At 44.3% G+C, this 20,613-nt stretch carries 14 protein-coding genes; 6 read left to right on the top strand and 8 right to left on the bottom strand.

What is annotated here, in order from left to right:
* A complete protein-coding gene (locus PSI22_RS01065) occupies nt 1-1,008 on the top strand; it encodes an ABC transporter ATP-binding protein (RefSeq protein WP_273577914.1) in 1,008 nt (335 codons plus the stop codon).
* On the top strand, nt 1,005-2,006 hold the full coding sequence (gene oppF / locus PSI22_RS01060) for a murein tripeptide/oligopeptide ABC transporter ATP binding protein OppF (RefSeq protein WP_273577913.1): 1,002 nt from the start codon (nt 1,005-1,007) through the stop codon (nt 2,004-2,006). Before PSI22_RS01065 ends, oppF begins: the two co-directional genes overlap by 4 nt.
* A 94-nt stretch (nt 2,007-2,100) precedes the next feature.
* Here the strand turns inward: oppF and PSI22_RS01055 are convergent, their stop codons facing one another.
* Both PSI22_RS01055 and cls read right to left on the bottom strand, forming a co-directional pair.
* Nucleotides 2,101-2,454: an HI1450 family dsDNA-mimic protein gene (locus tag PSI22_RS01055; protein WP_273577912.1), complete on the bottom strand. Its 354-nt coding sequence runs from the start codon at nt 2,452-2,454 to the stop codon at nt 2,101-2,103.
* 152 nt (nt 2,455-2,606) lie between these two features.
* Nucleotides 2,607-4,067 carry a cardiolipin synthase gene (gene cls, locus PSI22_RS01050; RefSeq protein WP_273577911.1) on the bottom strand — a complete coding sequence of 487 codons (1,461 nt, stop codon included), beginning with the start codon at nt 4,065-4,067 and terminating at the stop codon, nt 2,607-2,609.
* A gap of 319 nt (nt 4,068-4,386) precedes the next feature.
* Here cls and PSI22_RS01045 point away from each other — a divergent pair, with 319 nt between their 5' ends.
* Together PSI22_RS01045 and tonB are read left to right on the top strand one after the other, a co-directional pair.
* Entirely contained in the window at nt 4,387-4,566 is a 180-nt protein-coding gene (locus PSI22_RS01045; RefSeq protein ID WP_273577910.1) for a YciY family protein, read from the top strand.
* Nucleotides 4,567-4,685: 119 nt separating this feature from the next.
* Nucleotides 4,686-5,372: a TonB system transport protein TonB gene (gene tonB, locus PSI22_RS01040; RefSeq protein WP_370688963.1), complete on the top strand. Its 687-nt coding sequence runs from the start codon at nt 4,686-4,688 to the stop codon at nt 5,370-5,372.
* 105 nt (nt 5,373-5,477) lie between these two features.
* Here tonB and yciA read toward each other — a convergent pair whose 3' ends face one another.
* Nucleotides 5,478-5,912, bottom strand: a complete 435-nt coding sequence (yciA, locus tag PSI22_RS01035) for an acyl-CoA thioester hydrolase YciA (RefSeq protein WP_273577908.1) — start codon at nt 5,910-5,912, stop codon at nt 5,478-5,480.
* A 72-nt stretch (nt 5,913-5,984) separates the two neighbouring features.
* Complete coding sequence (locus PSI22_RS01030) at nt 5,985-6,521, bottom strand: septation protein A (RefSeq protein WP_273577907.1); 537 nt, start codon at nt 6,519-6,521, stop codon at nt 5,985-5,987.
* 225 nt (nt 6,522-6,746) lie between these two features.
* Here PSI22_RS01030 and PSI22_RS01025 point away from each other — a divergent pair, with 225 nt between their 5' ends.
* The gene (locus PSI22_RS01025; RefSeq protein ID WP_273577906.1) at nt 6,747-8,459 is read left to right on the top strand and encodes a SulP family inorganic anion transporter; all 1,713 of its coding nucleotides are present in this window, start codon (nt 6,747-6,749) and stop codon (nt 8,457-8,459) included.
* Nucleotides 8,460-9,162: 703 nt separating this feature from the next.
* The gene (locus PSI22_RS01020; RefSeq protein ID WP_273577905.1) at nt 9,163-16,788 is read left to right on the top strand and encodes a TcdA/TcdB pore-forming domain-containing protein; all 7,626 of its coding nucleotides are present in this window, start codon (nt 9,163-9,165) and stop codon (nt 16,786-16,788) included.
* A 289-nt stretch (nt 16,789-17,077) separates the two neighbouring features.
* Here PSI22_RS01020 and PSI22_RS01015 read toward each other — a convergent pair whose 3' ends face one another.
* The 4 genes from PSI22_RS01015 to PSI22_RS01000 form a co-directional block, all read right to left on the bottom strand.
* A complete protein-coding gene (locus tag PSI22_RS01015; protein ID WP_273577904.1) occupies nt 17,078-17,863 on the bottom strand; it encodes an isocitrate lyase/PEP mutase family protein in 786 nt (261 codons plus the stop codon).
* A gap of 1 nt (nt 17,864) precedes the next feature.
* On the bottom strand, nt 17,865-18,758 hold the full coding sequence (locus PSI22_RS01010) for a class I SAM-dependent methyltransferase (RefSeq protein WP_273577903.1): 894 nt from the start codon (nt 18,756-18,758) through the stop codon (nt 17,865-17,867).
* Nucleotide 18,759: 1 nt separating this feature from the next.
* The gene (locus PSI22_RS01005; protein ID WP_273577902.1) at nt 18,760-19,095 is read right to left on the bottom strand and encodes a hypothetical protein; all 336 of its coding nucleotides are present in this window, start codon (nt 19,093-19,095) and stop codon (nt 18,760-18,762) included.
* Nucleotides 19,096-19,177: 82 nt separating this feature from the next.
* Entirely contained in the window at nt 19,178-20,539 is a 1,362-nt protein-coding gene (locus PSI22_RS01000; RefSeq protein ID WP_273577901.1) for a DNA-3-methyladenine glycosylase 2, read from the bottom strand.
* Between the last annotated feature and the right edge of the window lie 74 nt (nt 20,540-20,613).

Here is a 20,613-nt window from a genome sequence, read left to right as displayed (position 1 = left end):
ATGAATAGCGTAGAAGCTTCAAAAAATGCTAAAAGTGCTGAGCCACTATTAACGGTGAAAGATCTGAATGTCGCGTTCAGTACACCCGATGGCAGTGTGATAGCCGTAAATAAACTGAACTTTGATTTAAAAGCGGGAGAAACGCTGGGCATAGTGGGAGAATCCGGCTCTGGTAAATCACAGACTGCTTTTGCCCTGATGGGATTATTAGCCAGTAATGGTGTTGTAAGTGGTTCTGCTGCTTTTAATGGAAGAGAAATACTTAACCTGAAAGAAAAAGATCTAAACCGAATGCGGGCGGAAGAGATCTCAATGATATTTCAAGATCCAATGACTTCCCTTAATCCTTATATGCGAGTGGGTGAACAGCTAACTGAAGTCTTGATGTTGCATAAGCGCATCAGTAAAAGTGAAGCTGTCGAAGAATCCATTCGTATGTTGGATGCTGTCAAAATGCCAGAAGCGCGTAAGCGGATGAAAATGTACCCGCATGAATTCTCCGGTGGTATGCGTCAACGTGTCATGATTGCAATGGCATTATTATGCCAGCCCAAACTGTTGATTGCGGATGAACCGACAACAGCACTGGATGTCACTGTTCAGGCACAGATCATGATACTGCTCAACGAGCTGAAAAGAGAGTTTAATACTGCCATCATCCTGATTACCCATGATCTGGGTGTCGTTGCAGGTATCTGTGACAAAGTACTGGTCATGTATGCGGGCAGAACCATGGAATATGGTTCTGCGCGTGACATATTTTATCGCCCGACCCATCCATATTCGATTGGGTTGCTTGATGCGGTTCCTCGACTGGATGACGATGAGGAATCATTGACGACTATTCAGGGCAACCCACCTAACTTACTGAGACTGCCAAAAGGATGCCCATTCCAGCCGCGTTGTCAATTTGCCACTGAGCGTTGTGCCAACGAAGAGCCACAGTTGGAACATTTTGATCTTGGGCGCTTGCGTGCCTGCTTTAAACCTCAGGAGGAATTGGTATGAACGCAGCAGCTGAAAAACGAGTCCTGTTGGAAGTCGATGACCTAAAAGTTTATTTTGACATTAAAGACGGGAAACAATGGTTCTGGCAACCAGCAAAAACTCTGAAGGCAGTCGATGGCGTTACACTGAGATTGTACGAAGGAGAAACGCTGGGCGTAGTGGGTGAATCAGGCTGCGGTAAATCGACGCTTGCCAGAGCGGTTATCGGTCTAGTTAAAGCCTCTGGCGGTACGGTAACGTGGCTTGGACAAAACCTGCTGGATATGAGTGGCAATCAGTGGCGAAATGTTCGTAACGATATTCAGATGATTTTCCAAGATCCTCTGGCATCCCTTAATCCGCGTATGACGATTGGTGACATTATTGCTGAACCGCTCAGAACCTATCACCCCAAAATGAAATCTGGGGAAATAAAAGAAAAAGTCAAAAATATGATGATGCGGGTAGGGTTGTTGCCTAACCTGATTAACCGCTATCCCCATGAGTTTTCAGGGGGGCAATGCCAGCGTATTGGGATTGCCCGTGCGCTGATTCTAGAGCCTAAACTGGTTATCTGTGATGAGCCGGTTTCTGCGTTGGATGTTTCCATTCAGGCACAGGTTGTGAATCTATTGCAGGAATTACAGCGGGAAATGGGGCTTTCCCTGATATTTATTGCTCACGATCTGTCGATAGTGAAACATATTTCAGACCGCGTATTAGTGATGTATTTGGGGAATGCAGTGGAGTTGGGGACTTATGATGAGGTTTATCATAATCCGTTACATCCTTATACCCGCGCCTTAATGTCAGCCGTTCCCATTCCTGATCCAGACAAAGAGCGAAACAAACGCATCGAATTGCTGGAGGGAGAGCTGCCTTCGCCTATTAATCCACCATCCGGTTGTGTATTTCGAACCCGTTGCCCAATGGCTGATGCAGAATGTGCCAAAACACGTCCATTGCTTGAAGGTAGCTTCAAACATGCCGTGTCTTGTCTTAAGGTTGATCCGCTATAGCTTTAGTGTCTGTTTAGTGTGACACTGTCACGAATATATATTTTAAGCCCTCGTTGTGGAGGGCTTATTTATAGGCAAGGACGGTTCAGGTGAATTATTTTTTCCATAAGATCTGGCAGATTGGGTGAGATTTTTCCCGACAGATTAATACTCGTGCAAAGATATCATCAATTTCAGCATCCTCAGATGCTGCCAAGCCAATAATAACTTCTGCAAAAAAATCAGGATGTAAATCAAAATCAATATGTTCAAGCCATATCGCTGAGGGTTCTAATAATTCAGCGCCGCCTCGTTCTTCAAATTGTAAATTAAACAATAAACTATCTGCTGGATCGAGATTGGCGATCGCTTGTTCCAGAAAGATATCATAGGCTTTTTCAAGCGTTTCATCCTCAGTCATTCGATTATTGAAATCTAATTGGAGAGAATGTATTGGTTTATTTTCCATGATGGCATTGTCCGAAATTAATAACAAAGAGAAATTAAAACATGATCTATAGTGATTGAATACCCTTACTGCTAATCACAGCCCCAATGATGCTAATGGGGCTGTGGAAAATATTGACTGATGATAATGGAAATATTCTTTTAGGCAAAATGTTATAAAAGTGGGCTGAAAAAATAACAGATACGTTCAAGAATACGGTGCCAGAGTGGGCGTTTCGCCCATTCCTCATTATCAAGCAGAGTCGAGCGTGCAATATAGCTCTGCTGGACGAATGTTAAATCATTGCCGAAGTGCTTATCATCAATCACAACCGTGATTTCAAAATTTAGCCACAGGCTACGCATATCCAGATTAACAGAGCCTACCATGCTGAGTTGTCCATCCACCAAAACGCTTTTAGTATGTAACAAACCATCTTCAAACTGATAAATTTTTACGCCAGCTTCTAGCAATTCCGTAAAAAATGCCCGGCTTGCCCAGCGAACGAGAAATGAATTGTTCTGGCTTGGAAGAATAATGCTGACATCAACGCCGCGCATGGCAGCGGTACAAATTGCGTGCATTAAATCATCACTGGGTACAAAGTAAGGCGTGGTAAGAATAAGTTGCTCTCTGGCTGAAAAGATAGCTGTCATTAAGGACTGCTGGATCAACTCATCAGGAAACCCTGGCCCAGAAGCAATAACCTGAGCTGTATGTCCACTGGCTTGCTCGAAAGGCATAATAGTGCTGTCAGGCGGTGGTGGAAGGTGGCGCTGACCTGTTTCCATTTCCCAGTCGAAAGCATAGATAATCCCCAGGGTCGTTGTGACCGGGCCTTCCATTCTTACCATGATATCGACCCATTGGCCGAATCCTGCATCTTGTTTGAAAAAGCGCGGGTCAACCATATTCATGCTGCCAGTGTATGAAATATGATTATCTATAAGAATAATTTTTCTATGTTGACGTAAATCCATGCGACGTAAGAACAGACGGAAGATATTAACCTTTAGTGATTCGACAAATTCAATACCCGCCTTACGCATGATGTCAGGATATGGGCTGCGGAAAAATTGCCAGCTTCCTGCGGAATCCACCATGATACGACATTTGACACCGCGTTTAGCGGCACACATCAAGGCATCAGTAACCTGATCAACTAACCCGCCTGCCTGCCATATATAGAATACCATTTCGATATTATGGTTGGCTTTTTCAATATCATTAACGATGGATTTCAGAGAATGATCATAAGAAGTCATCAGTTGCATTTTATTGCCCCTGACTCCTTTGATTCTCTGGCGCCGCTCGCATAATTGGAATAGTGGTTCAGCTACTTTGCTATTTTCATGGGCAAAAATATGGGGGGATTTTCTTAATTCAGAGAGCCATTTAGCGACAGATGAACGCATTTGTTTGGCTTGTTCGACTCTGCGTTTGCCTAGATACAATTCGCCAAATGACAGATAAGCGACAATTCCAACCAAAGGAAGGATATAAATGATAAGTACCCAAGTCATTGCTGATGTTACAGGCCGACGTTTCATTAAAACACGAATTGTGATACCGGCAATAATCAACCAGTATAAGAAAATAGCCAGCCAGTTCAGTACTGAATAAAAGGTTGTCATACGTGGCAATCAATCCTGTTTATTTAAGTATTTCATACTATTTTTTGTCGCCATTTTATGGAAACCCTAACAAACCATTAGCTAAATGTAGTCAACTTAGCAGAGAATAATCAAAACATTACCAATATCATACCTGATGTAGTCTCACAGGTATTATGTAATTTGATTCAGTTAAATCATGAATCAATTATATATCTATTAACTAATGACTTAGATTCAATACAGCATTGTGTTAAACCTTCCATTGGTTGACATTACTGGCAGTGGGGATTAAGAATACTGCACTCAGCTGAATGAGAGGGTTAAATCGAGACACTTTATGAAACATAGCAGGAATGAAGTAGGGCGATGGCGAATGATTCGCCAAAACATCCGCCGTCGTCGTCGCTGGTTAGAGGGGCAATCACGTCGCAATTTACACATCTATTCGTTGCGCAAGGCTAATGGTGACAGGCGTCGCAGGTCGATTCTGTTTGTGCAGAGCGGGGAGTATCTCTAACTATAATGTGTGGCATGATACAGATGTTTTTGAATCATGATTGAATATGATAGTCATTTGCATTTAAACTAGTAGCTATCCGAAAACTGACTATCATGCTGCTAATCAAGAATTCTCTTATGCGTTGGATACACTGGCCGGTATTACTTTCTGTTTGTTTACATGTTTCTATTGCTGCGGCGCTCTTTCATGCTATTGAACCCGAAAAACAGCTAGAAGCGACTCCCATATCTGTTGCTATGATCCAACTGGCAGCGGAAAAAGCCCCTGTCTCGGAGCCTGCCATGCCTGAATCAATTCCTGAACCACCTGAACCAGAGCCTGAACCCGAACCTATTGCTAAGGTTGCTCTGCCTAAACCTGAGAAAAAGCCGGAAGAGAAAAAGGTTGTTAAAAAGGAGCCTAAGCCGAGGGAAAGAAAAGTAGAGAAAACATCGGAACAACCTGTCAAACCAGTTTCTGACGATTCTCAAATGGCGAATAACCGGAATAATCAGTTAAAACCAACCCATCCTGCCCTTAATGACAAACCTAAAGTGCAGAATGGACCAAAAGCATTAAGCAGATCGGTGCCTGTTTATCCATCCCGGGCGTGGCAGTTGGGTACAGAGGGAATGGTTAAGGTAAAATATGATATTGACGAAGATGGTAGGGTCAAAAATATTGAAATTATTGCTGCCGATCCTAAAAACGTCTTTGAGCGGGAAGTGAAGCAAGCGATGAGAAAATGGCGTTATGAAAAAGCACCTGCAACGGGGTATGTGACAACTATTGAATTTAAGCTGACTGGTATTTCACAGTCTTAATCAATATTTTCATCAAAAACAGGGGGACGCAAAACGTCCCCCACAGTCTGAGGAGCGTAATAAATACGCTCCTTTAGTTTATGGGGTCACGTTCCTAATGAATCATTACTTTGAATCACTGCTTTCCAGTTTGAACTGAGTTTTTCCTTCGGGTAAACGTCGGGAAGTATTATCTTCATTAACAGCGACATACGTGAAAACTGCATCTGTTGCACGATAACGCTGTCCAACCGGTTCGGATGCCACTTTTTTCACCCAAACTTCAATATGAATTGTGATAGATGAATTTCCCGTTTTTAGACAACGGGCATAACAGCAGACGACGTCACCTACCGCAACTGGTTTTAGAAAACTGATGCCATCTACGCTAACAGTCACTACGCGCCCCTCTGCAATCTCTTTTGCCAGAATTGCGCCGCCAATATCCATTTGAGACATCAGCCAGCCACCGAAAATATCCCCATTGGCATTGGTATCAGCGGGCATGGCCAGTGTACGGAGGACCAATTCTCCGTTTGGTAAGCATTGTTGTTGTGTCATTAGAAAACTTGCTTTATTTGGTGAATACAACAATACCTGCCAATGCTTCGGCAGGTATCCATATGAAGGTCATTATTTTTGTTCGCGAGGTAGATGACGGTAGATATATACCACACTCAACACGGTAAAAACCAGCGTCAATGCTGTTAACCCGAACACTTTAAAGTTTACCCAAACATCCTGAGGTAGCCAGAAAGCGACATAAATATTTGCCAGTGCACAGGCAATAAAGAAAATCGCCCAAGCTATGTTTAATTTTTTCCAGGTAAAGTCCGGCAACTCCAGTTCTTTACCCAGCATCCTCTGAATCAATGTTTTTTCCATAAACCATTGGCTGATAAGCAGTGCTAAGGCAAAAATAGTATAAATTACCGTCACTTTCCATTTAATGAATAAATCACTGTGAAAAGCCAGTGTCAGTGTGCCAAAGATAGCAACCACAATAAAAGTGATCAAAGATGATTTCTCAACTTTGCGGTAAATCAGGTAGGTGATGATAACGGCCAATCCTGTTGCTGCGATCAATGCCCCTGATGCATAAAAAATGTCATACATTTTGTAGACGATGAAAAAAACGACTAATGGCAAAAAATCTAAAAGTTGTTTCATAAATTGAATCCACTGTAGTGCCGATGGTGGCATGTTCTTGAATTTGTGCCAGAGTGTATCAGATCTCAATGAAATGGTTTATTTATCAGGTGAAAAAACATGTTTAGCCCTATTTAGCTAATTTTATCATAACGAACAGAGAAGCTGAGAAGCCAGGGGTAGGGTTGTGAGTTTTTATTTAACACCGCATTATAATGCGCTCCATTCACGAAAGGACTAAATATCATGTTGTGGAAAAGATTACATCGCTGGATGCCGGGGTTGGAGAATTTTTGCTATTACCGCAAAGAGTATTTTAGTCATGATATACGGTCAGGCCTCTCGGTTGCTGCGGTCGCATTACCCGTTGCAATTGCTTATGCGGAGTTAATGGGAATAAGCGCCATCATTGGTCTGTATGCCTGTATCTTACCGATGTTTGCTTATGCTTTATTTGGCACTTCCCGTCAGTTGATTGTCGGGCCTGATGCCGCAACATGCGCCGTGATTGCCGCCGCTGTTGCACCATTGGCCTTGGGAAATGAACATGTTCGCTGGCAGCTTGCCATTATCATGACACTGATGACCGGATTCTGGTGTATTTTAGCGAGCCATTTTCGACTGGGCGCATTTGCCGATTTTCTGTCACGTCCCATTTTAAAAGGCTTTATCAATGGCGTAGCGATTACCATCATGGCTGATCAGCTTGCTAAAGTATTCGGACTTTCGGGTTTACCTCCGGAATTAATTGAGCGTTTAATTGAGCTTCCTCATAAATTATTGGAATCTCACTGGCCAACAGTAGGCATGTCAGTGATGACTTTACTGATATTGTTAGGTGTGCGTTTTTTGCATCCAGGTTGGCCAGCACCACTGATAGCGATGATCGTTTCAACCTATGTGAGCTGGCAATTTGAGCTGAATCAATATGGCATCCAGATTGTTGGCAATATGGAGAGCGGTTTGCCCATCGTCCCAATGCCTGAATTTCAACTTGGTGTTATGCGTGACTTGGTTGTTCCCTCCATTAACCTTGCGGTCATCAGCTTTGTCAGCTTTATGATGACGGCTCGTAGCTTTGCCAGTAAAAATGGTTACCAAGTTGATGCGGATTTGGAACTGCGGGCATTGGGCATTGCCAATATTGCCTCATCATTATCACTGGGATTTGCTGTCAGTGCTGCTAGTAGCCGTACTGCGGTTAATGATGCCATTGGTGGTAAAACACAGATGGTGTCGGTCATTGCTGCCATTACTATATTTTTGGTACTGCTGTTTATGACAGAATTTCTGGGGTATATCCCTCTGTCATCACTGGGTATTGTTTTGATCTTTTCCACATGGTCATTGTTGGGGTTAAAAAATATCTGGTCATATCGAAAACGTAACCGCCGGGCTTTTACGCTATCCATTTTCACATTGGTAGCTGTTTTGCTGGTTGGTGTGATTGATGGTATTGGCTTTGCGGTATTGCTTGGTCTATTGCAATTTCTGCGCATCATTTTTCGTCCCTCCGATCAACTGTTGGGGGTGAATGAGCAAGGGATGATCCACTCTATCAACCAAGGCAATGATATAGCGTCAGTGGATGGCATCATGATGTACCGCTTTAATTCGCCTTTAACTTACTTCAATGTTGGGTATTTCAAAAAACGGGTATTACAGCATGTAGAGAGAGCATCGAAGCACCCTACATGGCTGGTGGTAGATGCAGCGGTTAGTTTTACTTATGATGACGTAAGCGTTTTTGCTGTGTTGGATGAGCTGATTACGGAATTGAAAGAAAAGGATGTGATTTTAGTACTGGCGGGGCGCAGAACAGAATTAAATTACTGGATCAAGCAGAACAGGCTTAGTCGTAGTGATGAAGATTTGATTGTCGTACCTGATCTCTATTTTGCCATTCGTTTGATTCAAAGTAAGCAGCAAGTAGAAGAAAAAAAAGAAGAATGTGTGTAGGATACCTCGCCCTTTAGAGGTTCTCGCAAAAGGTTACCATTATCAGCTAAGATCTGTGTTCCCATTTCAAACACAGATCTTTTATGGCGCTATTCACACGAAAACTGACACCTTCCGTTCACACAGGATTATTGTTTAATATATTTATATTTATATTTATATTTATATTTATATTTATATGAGTATAGGTTGTTTATGTAATATTTATTTTTATTTGAAAAATATGATATATATTTTATTGTCTGCAAAAATCAGATTTTTTCAGGTTAAATATAAATAAATTAAAGGAGACAGATTATGTCTAAACTGCAAAAAGAAATTAGCGCTAACAAAACCAAAGTAATTAAATAAGATTTCATAATAGCGCTACATCTGTTTTTTTCATGCCCGGTTCCGCTATCCGAAAATGACGAAGATACCAAATGTTCCAAATAGCATACCGTCATATCGGAACTGGCAAAGGTCGTTATAAAGCCTTTGACGTCATATCCAGATAATAAAATAAACGAAAACAAATAGATAACAAACATCATCGTTATAAATCAACTAATTGATTTATGTATGTAATTATTTGCTTAAATCGCAATTGATATTGGTTATTATTTTGATAATAATTATCAACATAGTTACATATCTTTAGATATTCTGACTAATTTTCGCGACGCAAAGAGCTTCGCTCAAAAACAGACAAAGGATTACTGTAATGGTTTATATGTCGAAAGACTTCAAAAAATTGCTCAATACTCTGATCGATCGACAGATCGAGGTGGCGGGTCGTCAGACCGAATGGTTCAACATGAATACCAACGCGCGTGCCGACTATATCAGGCAGGTAAACGAACGGCTGCAAGAAATGCAGCAGAGTACCCTGAATGTGCTGGCTGCTCAGCATTTTCAGATGCAGGATAACCCTGTTTCTGTCGGCGACCAGTTGCAGACGTTACAGCAAAGACGGCAGCAGATGGACGGTAAATCTGACACGCCGGCGATCAAGGCCTACAAGCAGCAACTGGATCGCGACATCCGGTTATACAGCCGCCAGCAGGCGGCCATAACGCACTTTAACAGCTCTAGGAAAAAGGCCTTGGATATGCTCAGTCCCGGCGGTTCCAAGACCTTGAATGCGATGACTCTGAGGGAGGATGCGGCGGTCAAGCAGGCTAAGTTGGATACCGAGATCAAGAATCTGGAACAGCAACTGACTATGCAGGTGACTGACTCCACGTTCAGCCCAAAATACGTGAGGCTGTTTTCCAAGCTGCAGGCCTACAAAGATGTCAAAGCCCGCTACATTGCCTTACTCGATACATCCTCTAAGGAAGAGACAAAAGAAGCTAAGGCTTTCAGCAAGCTGATCGAAGTGCCTCTGGCCTCTGATGATTTGCCGGTAAATGTTTCACTGTTAATGATGGAGGAACGTCCTGGCTACATCCGCATGAACGTCGCTCTGGTTAATGCCAGCCCCGATGGCCGCTTCAAGGACTTCTTCCTGAAGGACGGCAGGCTGGTCGTGCCTAAGGACGGGGTATTCAACTTTTCCTTTGGTACTCCAGCCCGCTCCCTGGCCTGGCAACAACAATACCGGCTTAAGAGTGAGCCGCCATCCTTTCGCTCTCCGACCTATGCACCAATTCGCTCGGTACTGGTCAAAATCGAATTCGTCGAAAAGTACTTCGCTAACTACCTGGTTTCGGAAAGCACCGAGCGTGAAGGCTTCAAGGAGCATTTTCTGGATAACGATCGCAAGATACTGTTGATCAGCGTTGACCGCAAGGTACCGAATCAAATTGGGATTAAGGTGTCCGGCCACACCCATGAGGTTCCATTGGCCGGCACCTTGAGTGACCTGATCAACCAGAATGCTGATATCACCAGCTTCCAGACTATCGGCTTGGAGGATTTTCGCCAGAACAGTTATGACCTGGATCGTGATGGGCTTTTCATTAATATCCATGAGCTGGAACGCTCGGTCGGTTTTGGCAATCGCCAGTACTTGCTGGAAATTCCACAGGGCAAAACCCCGAGCAAAACCTACCTGTCCGCAACACCCTTTGGGGTGATGAACGTTGACGGCGACAAAGTCAGCAGTAGTCACTTGAGTAAGGCACAGACCGCCGAATTGTATCAATACAACGCCGCATTTTTCGAGAAGCTGGATCGATTGCGAGACGATGGTGCGAAGGCCAGTCGTTTGTTTGAAGGCAGCAGCGAACGCAAAGTGTTCGAGCAGCAACTGGTGCGTTTGCTCGAACGCAACCACATCACCCCCGCAGGGGTGTTGGAGTCGGAGTACACCGATAACAGAATGCGCGATATCAAGGGCAATAACCTGAACAAGGTGTTGTGGGAACAGGCGTTTGCCACTTCGGTCTGGGAACACATCGATAATGACCCGCTATTGTCCAAACTGGCGAATAAACTGAATAGTCTAGTATTCTCCTCCACAACCGTGGACAAGATCCTAAAAAATAGCTATGTGCAAAGTGACATCGCCCAAGTTAAGGGGTTGCTGGCACTGCAATACGAACAATGGCGCATTCAGGCCACCGAAGAAGAAACCCAGCGGATCAACCGCGCCAATGCAGAACAGCATCCAAACAACCCGAAAATACAGGTCTTCAATCAGATCGAGGTTGAGCGCTCGCTGGACAGAAAGCTACTCGCCTTGTTGTTGGTCGGTCCCGAGAACTTTGAGAGAACCGATGAGCAATTGTATCCGGCCGTTAAAGCAGCTCTGTTGAGCAATGAGGGCAGGAGCCTGCGCAAACAGGTCTTGTTCCATGTCTTGCGCCCGGTAGCCGATAGCTTTTCCAAGCTTGCAGTCCCGGTAAATCCCCATGCTGAGCTGATGTCGGAAAAAGGTGACAACAAGGTCATAATCAATAACCGGCTGAATCAGCCAGACCCGTTTCTGATCCTCAATACCAGCCCTGAGGAGCAGGTATATCACGATGGTTCGAACCTGATCAAGGACGATAAGTACCGCAGCTACAACCAATTCCGTCCGGATCCCGAGAATAAGGCTACACGTTACATGAATGACCTGGATACCCCGTTCGTAGGCGGAATTTCAGGGACCACTCAGACTGTCAGCAATGTCTTACCGGAGTTGTTTGGTGACACGTTGAGCGTCAAGGAGTACTGGAACTTCCAGATGGCCAATGCGGCCTTCATGATCCGTAACGGCTATCACTCGTTCTTTGAAACCTTCTATGTCGCTGCGCGTTACGAACCGAAGAGTGCAGACAGTATCGGCAAGGGTATGTTACAGATGTTTGACGAGTACCGCGCTGAAGGCAGAGAGAAGGCGTTGCAGGGTGAATTGTATGACGGAGTGATGGCACACGTCTTGCCGATCATCAATCAGGGCTTGCCAGAGGCCAAGAAGTTCTATTCACCGCGTTTTATGCCGGCACTGTTGGATCAGGAAGACGGTCGCTACCGTCATGAACCAGAGGGCATTGCTCCGTTCGATGAAAAACCTGTCAGTAATTGGGAAAAGCCTGTAGTTGAGGCTCACCATGAGGGTGGAATGTCCCGCTTTGATGGTCAGCTGATTATTCAGCTTGAAAACGACCCTGTAGTCAGGGAAGCGGCAGCAAAATTAGTGGGAAAACACACTGATTCGGTGCTGGTGCAGCTGGATGCCCGGGGTCAATACCAGGTGGTTCATGGTGACCTGACTATCCTGAAGGATAAAGAAAAAATCCGCTGGCAACTGGTTGGTCATAGCCGCGATGGTGGGGATAAGCTTAATCACCAGACGCTGGCCAAACGTACTCCGGAAGCTCTGGCGTCACAACTCAGCCAGTTCTATATAGACTCCGGCGTTAAAACGTCTCCTGAACATATCAGTATGGTGAGCTGTTCACTGGCTGGTGAAGACCAGCAGAAAAGCTATGCGCTAAAGTTTGCTCAGTCGCTTGACCAGCGTATTCGTCCACTTTCTGTTAAGGCTTATACCACTCAAATTACTGTCAGCCCTGAAGGCCGGAAACAACTCATAGAAAACGGTAATAAAGCCGTGCTTGTTTTTAATCCGGAGAATAGTGAATGGGCGATAACCGTAACGCCAGGTAAATCAGTCCCTGCAGGGGGTATGGTTAACCCGCCACTGGGAAACAAAACGGCTCCGGTTCCAGACAATGTGCAGATTGACATCCGGCTACTGGAGATGCTTAACCGTGCAGAGGATTTTCAGCAGGCCACGGAGCAGCTGTACAGTAAAAATGCACTGTCCGCAGAAGAATGGCTGCCAGTACTGGGTAGCCTCAGGGAAGGTGAGTCCCAGCCGGGAAGTTATTCTTTACAGTTTATTAATACGGCACGGTCTGAGCTTCCTCCCCAGACATTCACGACGGATGACCGACGTATTATTGATTTTATTCATTCTTATGATAAAGATCTCGAGACTGTCAGCAAAACTCATGAGTATACCAAAGGGAAACTCACCCTGCGCACAGGTATCCCCGAAGCAGATGCTGTTCACGGACTGAATACCGCCTTTATAGTTAAGACTCTGATCCCTTGGTTTGCCGATAGAAACCGCACCACCGTAGCCAGTGATAAGATGCCCAATACGATGCCCAATACGTTAGAGACCGCACTGCGGGTGCACACTTATGTTAACCTGGCGCAGATGGCTCATGGTACGCTGGAGGACGGTGCTAAACTCGCCAGTTTGTACAGGGCGGTGGCCAGTGAAGGCCGGGGAGTGACCAGCAGCCTGTTTTCATCACTGTCCCATGTCAGCACTGGTGTCGGGGCGGGGTTAAATATCCTCAGTGTGGCACTGGATGGCATAGAACTGGCGCATGCACAGAATGAATCCCAGAAGGCTGTTTATGGTACCCAGCTGGCGTTTGACAGTGCTGGCCTGGTTACAACTGGCGTGGGTATTGGTGCCGGTATCCTCGGTGCCCCCATTGTTGCTGGTTTTGCCTCCTCGCTGGCGGTACCACTGGCTGGTTTGGGTATTGGTTTTACGGCTCTGGCCGAGGCGTTCGGCAGGGTAGCCAGTGATGCACAGGCGGTAGGTAATTATTTTGCCGATCTGGAAGCAGCTTATCAGCAGGGTGGATATCGGCAGACGGAAAAAGTGGCAGCAGATGGCAGCCGTTATACGGTGATGGAACCGATCCCCGGCGCAGTGATCCGTCAGCTCGATTTGCGCCACGGTCACCTGACTTTCGACAGTCAGTATCTCTATCGCAACGACCCGACTTACTCATGGGGCTCGGGTAGGAGTAATTACTTTTTCTGGTGGCCCGGTAGGGCGGCTGATACTAATAAAAAGCATGCAATTAATATCCGCGAAGGCATCGGTCACAAACAGGCGCAGGTCAACTTCCATTTTCGTCCTAGAAGCAACGACATACTGATCTTGCCAGTTACTATGAAGTCCTACATTAATTACGAATATATGATCCTGCCCTTCGTCACAGCCCGCAACGATCGGGGATTTGACGTTCTGCGCCGACTGGAAGAAGACGGACGATTCGACTTTGATTTTTATGCTTTTCCCGGAGAGCGCGTGGTACGCCGTATAAAGCCGGAATTTGTTGCGACGCCGATTGACATCATTCTGGACGATGAAGACCGGGATATTGTCATTCAGCAGTTGCCGGAGAAGGACCACGGGATCCTGTCCTATCAATTGACTGGCGGGAAGGGCAAATATCGCATCAGCTTGCAGGAGGGTGTTTCTCTGTCCTTACAGGGAAATACCGGTACCCACTGGATACTGGATGCCCGTCATATCAGCTCTAATGTTAACACCAGTCTCAGCAAAAAAGATAACAGACAACTACTGCATATCGGCAGTATAAAGATAACCCTGCCTGAAAAGTCGGATAATATTTCCCTGATAAATAATGCAGGGATATTTTCTGTCAAGCAAAACAAAGAGAATCAGTGGCAGATAACAGAGAGCGTAACGGATGCTATGCAGTTTAACAGCCTGCAGGCGTTGCATGATCATCTCAGGCAGTTAAGCAATTCTGAACATCACAACAGGCCATATTTAGTCGTGGAACACTACCAGCACTCACCGCAAAGCCGTCCTGTCGGCCGTGCATTCTATGAGACCGGTCGTGATCGTATGATTTACACCAACGTCCCTGACGCAGCAGATTTTCTCAGCTATGCAGAGCTGGCGAAAGTTGAAGGTAATAAGGCGTGGTTTTGCCGGGATACCACGCTCTGGCAAGTGGATATTGTCAGTGGCGAAGTTCTGCGGCAGTATCTGCCGATAAAATTTCCGGGGAGTGATCAGGAGAAAATCAGCAGCCATGTGATGCAGGGCAATGACCAGCTCTGGTTTGTGGTGGAACGGCAGCTGGATGAGGGCTATATCTCGTATACTTATCAGGTGGCAGAGGAAGCACTGAAACTGGTGGCAGTTGACGGGAATACGGTCATGCTGGCGGGCCTGGATAAAATCAGTGAAAAAAACTTTGTCGCGCTGCCTGTCCCCCTTGATTCCAGTGACGGTGAGTTTAATGGCCTTCTGGCACCACTGGCGGCGAATCAGTGGTTCACCGGCGATCTTTGTGCGCCGGAACGTCAGGTTAAAGGCAGCCCGGCGGAGGTGATCAGTCTTTCTGGGCGAGTAGCTGGTGTGGATAGACATTACTGGTTACAGACTGATGGAAAACAGCTGCAGAATGTGGTCAGAATGAACCGGATAAATCCGGATCAGGAGGATGCCGACATCCTAGCTGAGCTGAAAAAGAAAAATCCGGCTCTGCTGGCCCTGACGGCTGATTTCACCCGCGTTTTCACCACGACCGGTGATAAACCGGGGTATTATTTTTACAGCCATCAGAGACATAGTCTTTATTTTCAGAAGGATAATGGCCTGTCCGGCACTCCGGCCAGCAAGGTGGCTGTTGATGATATCAGATCCGTATCCATAGCGAACAAGCAGTTGGTTGCACTTTCCAGTAGAGGGGTGCTGTGGCTGGCAGATGATCAGGGCAGTATCCGTTTGATCGGGGTGACAGCAGACTGGCTGCAGCAACCTCACCAGAATGGTCTGACAGCCGCACTGAGTCAGCTGGCGCGGGATAATCCAGATCGGTTCAGCACCCTGCTGCTGCTGGGATTGCAGGATAGCAACGGAAAACCAATCAGTGCCTGGTATGACAGTACGGCAGGTCGGGTGGTGCAGGGCGGAGTTGGTCTCATTACAGAACACACTCTGACCTATCTTGGTTTAGCGGAGGATGGCAGTCAGGCATGGATTTTTGACACCGATAACCATCAGTTATATCGTCAGCCACTGTCGGCGGAGCTTGACCTTAAGTTGAGTGAAAATCGGGAGCTCTCTGAGGAACCTGCTGCAGTGCAACCCTGGCTCCGGGCCAGCCATCAATACCGCAGTGCGGTTCGTCAGGGCAATACACTCCGGCTGGAAACCCCGGATGGCGCGGTCTTACTGCTGTCAGCTGATGCCAAGATGACAGACCGCCCGGTGCTGATTGCTTGGCATGTGCAGGGTCGCCCGGACAGTCAAATTGCCTCAGCTATTGTGGCGCTCAGGAATGAGGCTGAATTACCGCAAGCCGTTAGACTGTTTTCTGAGCATGGTTATCCTGCTTGGTACCTGCCGGAGGAAGGAAAAACGCTTCGTTCCAGCATAGTTAACTCGAATCATGTTCTGCATTACTTGGGTCAGGTCGCCGGGCAGGAGGCCAGTTATGTTCATGACCAGACTACCGGAGAATTGTGGCAAGTCAGCGAAGAAAATTCCACCCTAGAGGGGAATTACTGTTTTGTTAACCGAACACCGGAGAGTCTGGTGTTGCAGGTGGGTCAGGTTCCTTTGGGGGAAAAAATCCGTCTGCCGCAACTGGCGGGCACCGATCGGCTGGCTATCACCGGACGTTCAAAAGAATCGTATTACTGGCTTTCCCCCCCTGAGGCGCTGACTCACTACCGGCATATTACGATAGATGATCGGGGTCAGGGTTCAGCCATCCGGTTTTCTGATACCTGCATAGCCAACCTGTCACTCTGGCGCAGTGGCCAAAATCTAGTGCTGCTTCATCAGGCATCAGAAGACACCAGTATATGCATTGTCAGTATTGAACAGGCGGCGCAGCGCTATATGAGGCTTGAAAGCACCGGAACTCCGACGCTGAAGAAGATGAAGGTAATTCACTTACTGAGAAAAATGGACAAACTGACGGTATTAAACCCCGATGTCAGTTGTTTCGAGCTGGTATCAGAGGAAGGTGAACTCAGGATAAAACCAGCTGAGCGTACAGAGAAGTTAGAGTCGTTTTCATCTATTCCGGCGCATTCAGTACTTATACCCCGGATGTAGCGCTCTACCGCAGTTGCGATAGAACCTGAATGGCTGCTGCAAAATCTGTCTTACTGGCTCATGGCCAAAGTTGCTCCAGTATTCGGATACGAAATGCATCTCAATCCAGGTACTATGATGCCGTAAACCTGAGGGGAGCCACTCCTTTACGTCTCTGACTTCTCACCGCAGGTCAAATATTGGTGGGAAGTGCTCATCTTATTTTCCTTGTAAGGGGCACCATACGTAACAGGAGCAGGGTCATCTCAGACTCCTAAAAGTGGCCTTTAATAAGGCCACTCCCTTATAACTAGTTAAGAGCTGAGTGATTATAGTGAGCTGAAAAATTACCGTCTTTCAGTGATCTTGATGCCACACTCCGGAAATAGGAGTACACATCATCAAAAACTGAATTACCTAGGCTAAACCTATTTACACCGCTTTCTGCCAAAGCACTTATATTAGCTATACTAGGCATATTCATTACGTTAAGTGGAAGCTCCGTGACTTTAGAAATATCCTGTATTTCTTCTATGCTTACCAGTCCTGGTACAAACAAGCAATCAGCTCCACAGTTACGGTAAACGTTTTCTCTTTTGATTGTTTCTCTAACCTTCTCTCCAACAGAACCACTTAAATACGTATCAGTTCTAGCATTCAATACAAAATTACTATAGCCGCTCGCGATTAGTTCTGATTTAATACTTTCGAGTATTTTTGCAAAGTCAGATGCGGGTAAAAGATCTCCGCTTTTAAGTGAGTCTTCTATATTGACCCCTGAGCAACCAAGTTCTGCAAGTTTTAGAACGTTTACTGCGATTTCTTTTGCCGAAGAGGCGTACCCTTTTTCAATATCTATTGATAATGGTACTTTAATCTCGGATAGTAGTTGCTTTGCATGAGACAAGACTGCTGAAAATGAAATATTTTCACCATCGCTTTTTCCATTTAGATATGAAAGTGCCGCGCTTGACGTACCAACAGCTTTGTAGCCAAGTGACTCATAAAACTTAGCAGATGGAACATCCCATGCGTTCGGTAATACAAAAAAGTCACTTTTTGAATGTAGGTCTTTAAATAATTTGCTATATTTCACTCTATTCTCCTCTAACTATATCTGTCATTGCATTAAAAACGTGAGGAAGTCCTGCGGATTTTCCGAAGCCATCCCTTAAATATTTTGACTCTAGCATTAATGCTGTTAGGTTCTCGGTGGTTTTAAAACCAAGATTTGCGAAGTATTTTTCACTTTCGTTGAAATTCAGGCCAAAAAAGTGTGGCTCTGAAATTTCCACGAGAACATCATGCAGCTCTTTAGCTCCATAAAAATTTAAATCACCTTCGATATAGTCCCTAAACGCATAGTCTAACGTTATCTGAAGCTTTTCCTTAAAGAGCTCTCTGAGTTCTACTATAGTGCTCTGGATTATTTCATCCGGTAAGAAGTAAGTGACCCCCTCCCACAAAACTAAAGTATTTTTATTTTTAGAGATCCCTCCATCTAGCATACAACCGGATAATTTTTTGTCATTAAAGTTGCAAGGGATATGGTGGTAGCCCACACAGTGTTGTAATTTATATTTAGCAATAACTCCTTTTTTAAAATCAAGCATTGCAGATAAATCTATTTCATAGACAGAAACATTATGTTCATCGAGCAATTCACTATACCTCATTGCTCTTGAGTCAAAACCTGCACCTAAAATAACAATTTGAGAATTTTTCTCATTACTAACCCACTTAATTAAACTATCGTCAAACTTTAAAGTTCTAATCAAGTGATAGTACATACAGCCGGGTAGCTTGCGTTGTAATTCTAGTTTCGCAGCACCTACATCTTTAAGGTATCCTTCCCACTTTCCGTTTACAAAATACTTCCCATAGTTATCAGGGTTAGGAACCACCTCACTATCAGATGAAAGAAGGTACCGCATGAGAGAAGTTATGCTTGCGCTCTCTATAATGTCTTGGTGGGTTTTATCGTTTCTCATATTATCGCTTATTTAAGTTATTAAAGTTTTCTATTTCTAGCTTATTTTTTATTTCTCCATCAGAAAAATAAACTGCCCCAGATAGTTGTGCCGCATCATAGATATAAATATTAGGGATAGGAGGTAGTATTGCTGCATAAGGAGGGTGCTCTTTGTCAATTAGGCACAATACTGCTCTTTGTGTGAGTAGACCCTCGGCAACTGGCGGTGATCCAGCAAATATGGGTAAGGTATCTTTCCTTTTCATTTCTTCATGGTAAACATCATACCAAAATTTATATATATCTAATCTGTCTCTGCTCGATTTTGGAGCAGATAAATAGCTAAATTCACTCATATAAGGAGTTACCCTATAAATATAAAATTATAGTTTTAATTAAATTTATGTTATCGTTATTACTTACGAAGCTAAAAAATAACTAGATTATATTCCATAATTGGATAGATAAATAACTACTCCAGGGGTACGACTTTACATGATCAAAATTATTATATTTTTTTATCGCCTTCTTAATTCCTAAATCAGAACCCATCCATATATTTGGATCTTTATTTGCTCTTAATTTGATATAATCTAGTGTCCAAGGGCCAATACCTTTTATTGACAATATATTACTTATGTCATACTCAGGTGACTTAGAGCTATTTTTTGCAAACCACGTTGCCAAAGCAAGGATAGTATTTTTTTTGCTATTTACCGTTTTTAATATAGCCAAGTTGCTATCATCTACGATATCAATTGGTAAAGGCATATAAACAAGACCATTAGTGTCCGTATACCCAAAGTTATGCACGACCTGGTTGAACAACTTGGTCGCCGCAGATACTGTGACTTGTTGTCCGCAAATTGCTCTTAAACCCGCTTCAAATTCACTAAACACCCCAGGAATTCTTAAACCTTTTGATATTTTTATTTCTGGGTACTTATTAGAAAGAAAATCTTCTATGTATGTTAAATTAACATTCAAATCAAACATTTTAATGATTTTTTGGTATATACACCCAAAAGAACCCATATTATTTGTTTGAATGGATATCGATAGTCCGCTTTTCGCTGGGCATACTTCAAAGTGCCCTTTGCAATTTGGTGTGTTAAAAGTCCGTCCATATGTTTCACCGCGAATCCATTCCATTCCTTCAACGAGCCGCTTTTGTTGAAATGATAAGAAGTGACCCCAGTCATACGGGTGGCTTAGGGGGTAGGTTATGACTTTCTTCACACTGCAATCTTGCTTGTTGGTTTTTATAGATTTCATATTTACTCTCAAATATTTATTGATTAAATAATAAAACGAACTGAGAGACGAGTAACCGCAAGTATTTGCTATGTCGGTTAGACTTAAATTTGAATTTTGCAGTAGCGCTTTCGCCAAGATGCTTTTATGGTTATTTTGGTATTCTTTCGCACTCATGCCTGTACTACTTCGGAAAATTTTATTTAAATTCCTCTGTGACGTGTTTAATTGTTTGGCTATTTCGGGGATAGAAAGGCTTAACCATTCTCCGCTTATTATTTTTTGAGACGCTTTATTATAAAGCAAGCTACCTTTACTAATTTCGCCATAGTTAGGCGCAAATTCTGGCTTACAGCGTAGGCATGGTCTGAAGCCAAGCCCTATGGCTTGCTCTCTGTCAGTAACATAAATCACATTTTTTTCTAAGGGCAATTTTGCTGGGCAAATTGTCCTGCAAAATATCTTAGTCGTTTTTACACAAATGAAAAATTTGCCATCAAACCTTGCGTCTCTACTCATTCTCGCTTGTTGGTACAGACTCTTCATGGCTTCACCATTGAGTAAATTTATCTTACATAGAATAACTTAACTTACACAGATTAGCTTAACGTAAATCATAA

The sequence above is a fragment of the Xenorhabdus aichiensis genome, from assembly GCF_028598775.1.
Classification (GTDB): domain Bacteria; phylum Pseudomonadota; class Gammaproteobacteria; order Enterobacterales; family Enterobacteriaceae; genus Xenorhabdus; species Xenorhabdus bovienii.
Note: the sequence above shows the minus strand (reverse complement) of the source record. Positions and strands in the feature narration are given on the sequence as shown.

What these genes read in the sequence shown, in the direction of transcription:
- PSI22_RS01065 (WP_273577914.1), top strand. Translation starts at nt 1, where the DNA reads ATGAATAGCGTAGAAGCTTCAAAAAATGCTAAAAGTGCTGAGCCACTA.
- oppF (WP_273577913.1), top strand. Translation starts at nt 1,005, where the DNA reads ATGAACGCAGCAGCTGAAAAACGAGTCCTGTTGGAAGTCGATGACCTA.
- PSI22_RS01055 (WP_273577912.1), bottom strand. Translation starts at nt 2,454, where the DNA reads ATGGAAAATAAACCAATACATTCTCTCCAATTAGATTTCAATAATCGA.
- cls (WP_273577911.1), bottom strand. Translation starts at nt 4,067, where the DNA reads ATGACAACCTTTTATTCAGTACTGAACTGGCTGGCTATTTTCTTATAC.
- PSI22_RS01045 (WP_273577910.1), top strand. Translation starts at nt 4,387, where the DNA reads ATGAAACATAGCAGGAATGAAGTAGGGCGATGGCGAATGATTCGCCAA.
- tonB (WP_370688963.1), top strand. Translation starts at nt 4,686, where the DNA reads ATGCGTTGGATACACTGGCCGGTATTACTTTCTGTTTGTTTACATGTT.
- yciA (WP_273577908.1), bottom strand. Translation starts at nt 5,912, where the DNA reads ATGACACAACAACAATGCTTACCAAACGGAGAATTGGTCCTCCGTACA.
- PSI22_RS01030 (WP_273577907.1), bottom strand. Translation starts at nt 6,521, where the DNA reads ATGAAACAACTTTTAGATTTTTTGCCATTAGTCGTTTTTTTCATCGTC.
- PSI22_RS01025 (WP_273577906.1), top strand. Translation starts at nt 6,747, where the DNA reads ATGTTGTGGAAAAGATTACATCGCTGGATGCCGGGGTTGGAGAATTTT.
- PSI22_RS01020 (WP_273577905.1), top strand. Translation starts at nt 9,163, where the DNA reads ATGGTTTATATGTCGAAAGACTTCAAAAAATTGCTCAATACTCTGATC.
- PSI22_RS01010 (WP_273577903.1), bottom strand. Translation starts at nt 18,758, where the DNA reads ATGAGAAACGATAAAACCCACCAAGACATTATAGAGAGCGCAAGCATA.
- PSI22_RS01005 (WP_273577902.1), bottom strand. Translation starts at nt 19,095, where the DNA reads ATGAGTGAATTTAGCTATTTATCTGCTCCAAAATCGAGCAGAGACAGA.
- PSI22_RS01000 (WP_273577901.1), bottom strand. Translation starts at nt 20,539, where the DNA reads ATGAAGAGTCTGTACCAACAAGCGAGAATGAGTAGAGACGCAAGGTTT.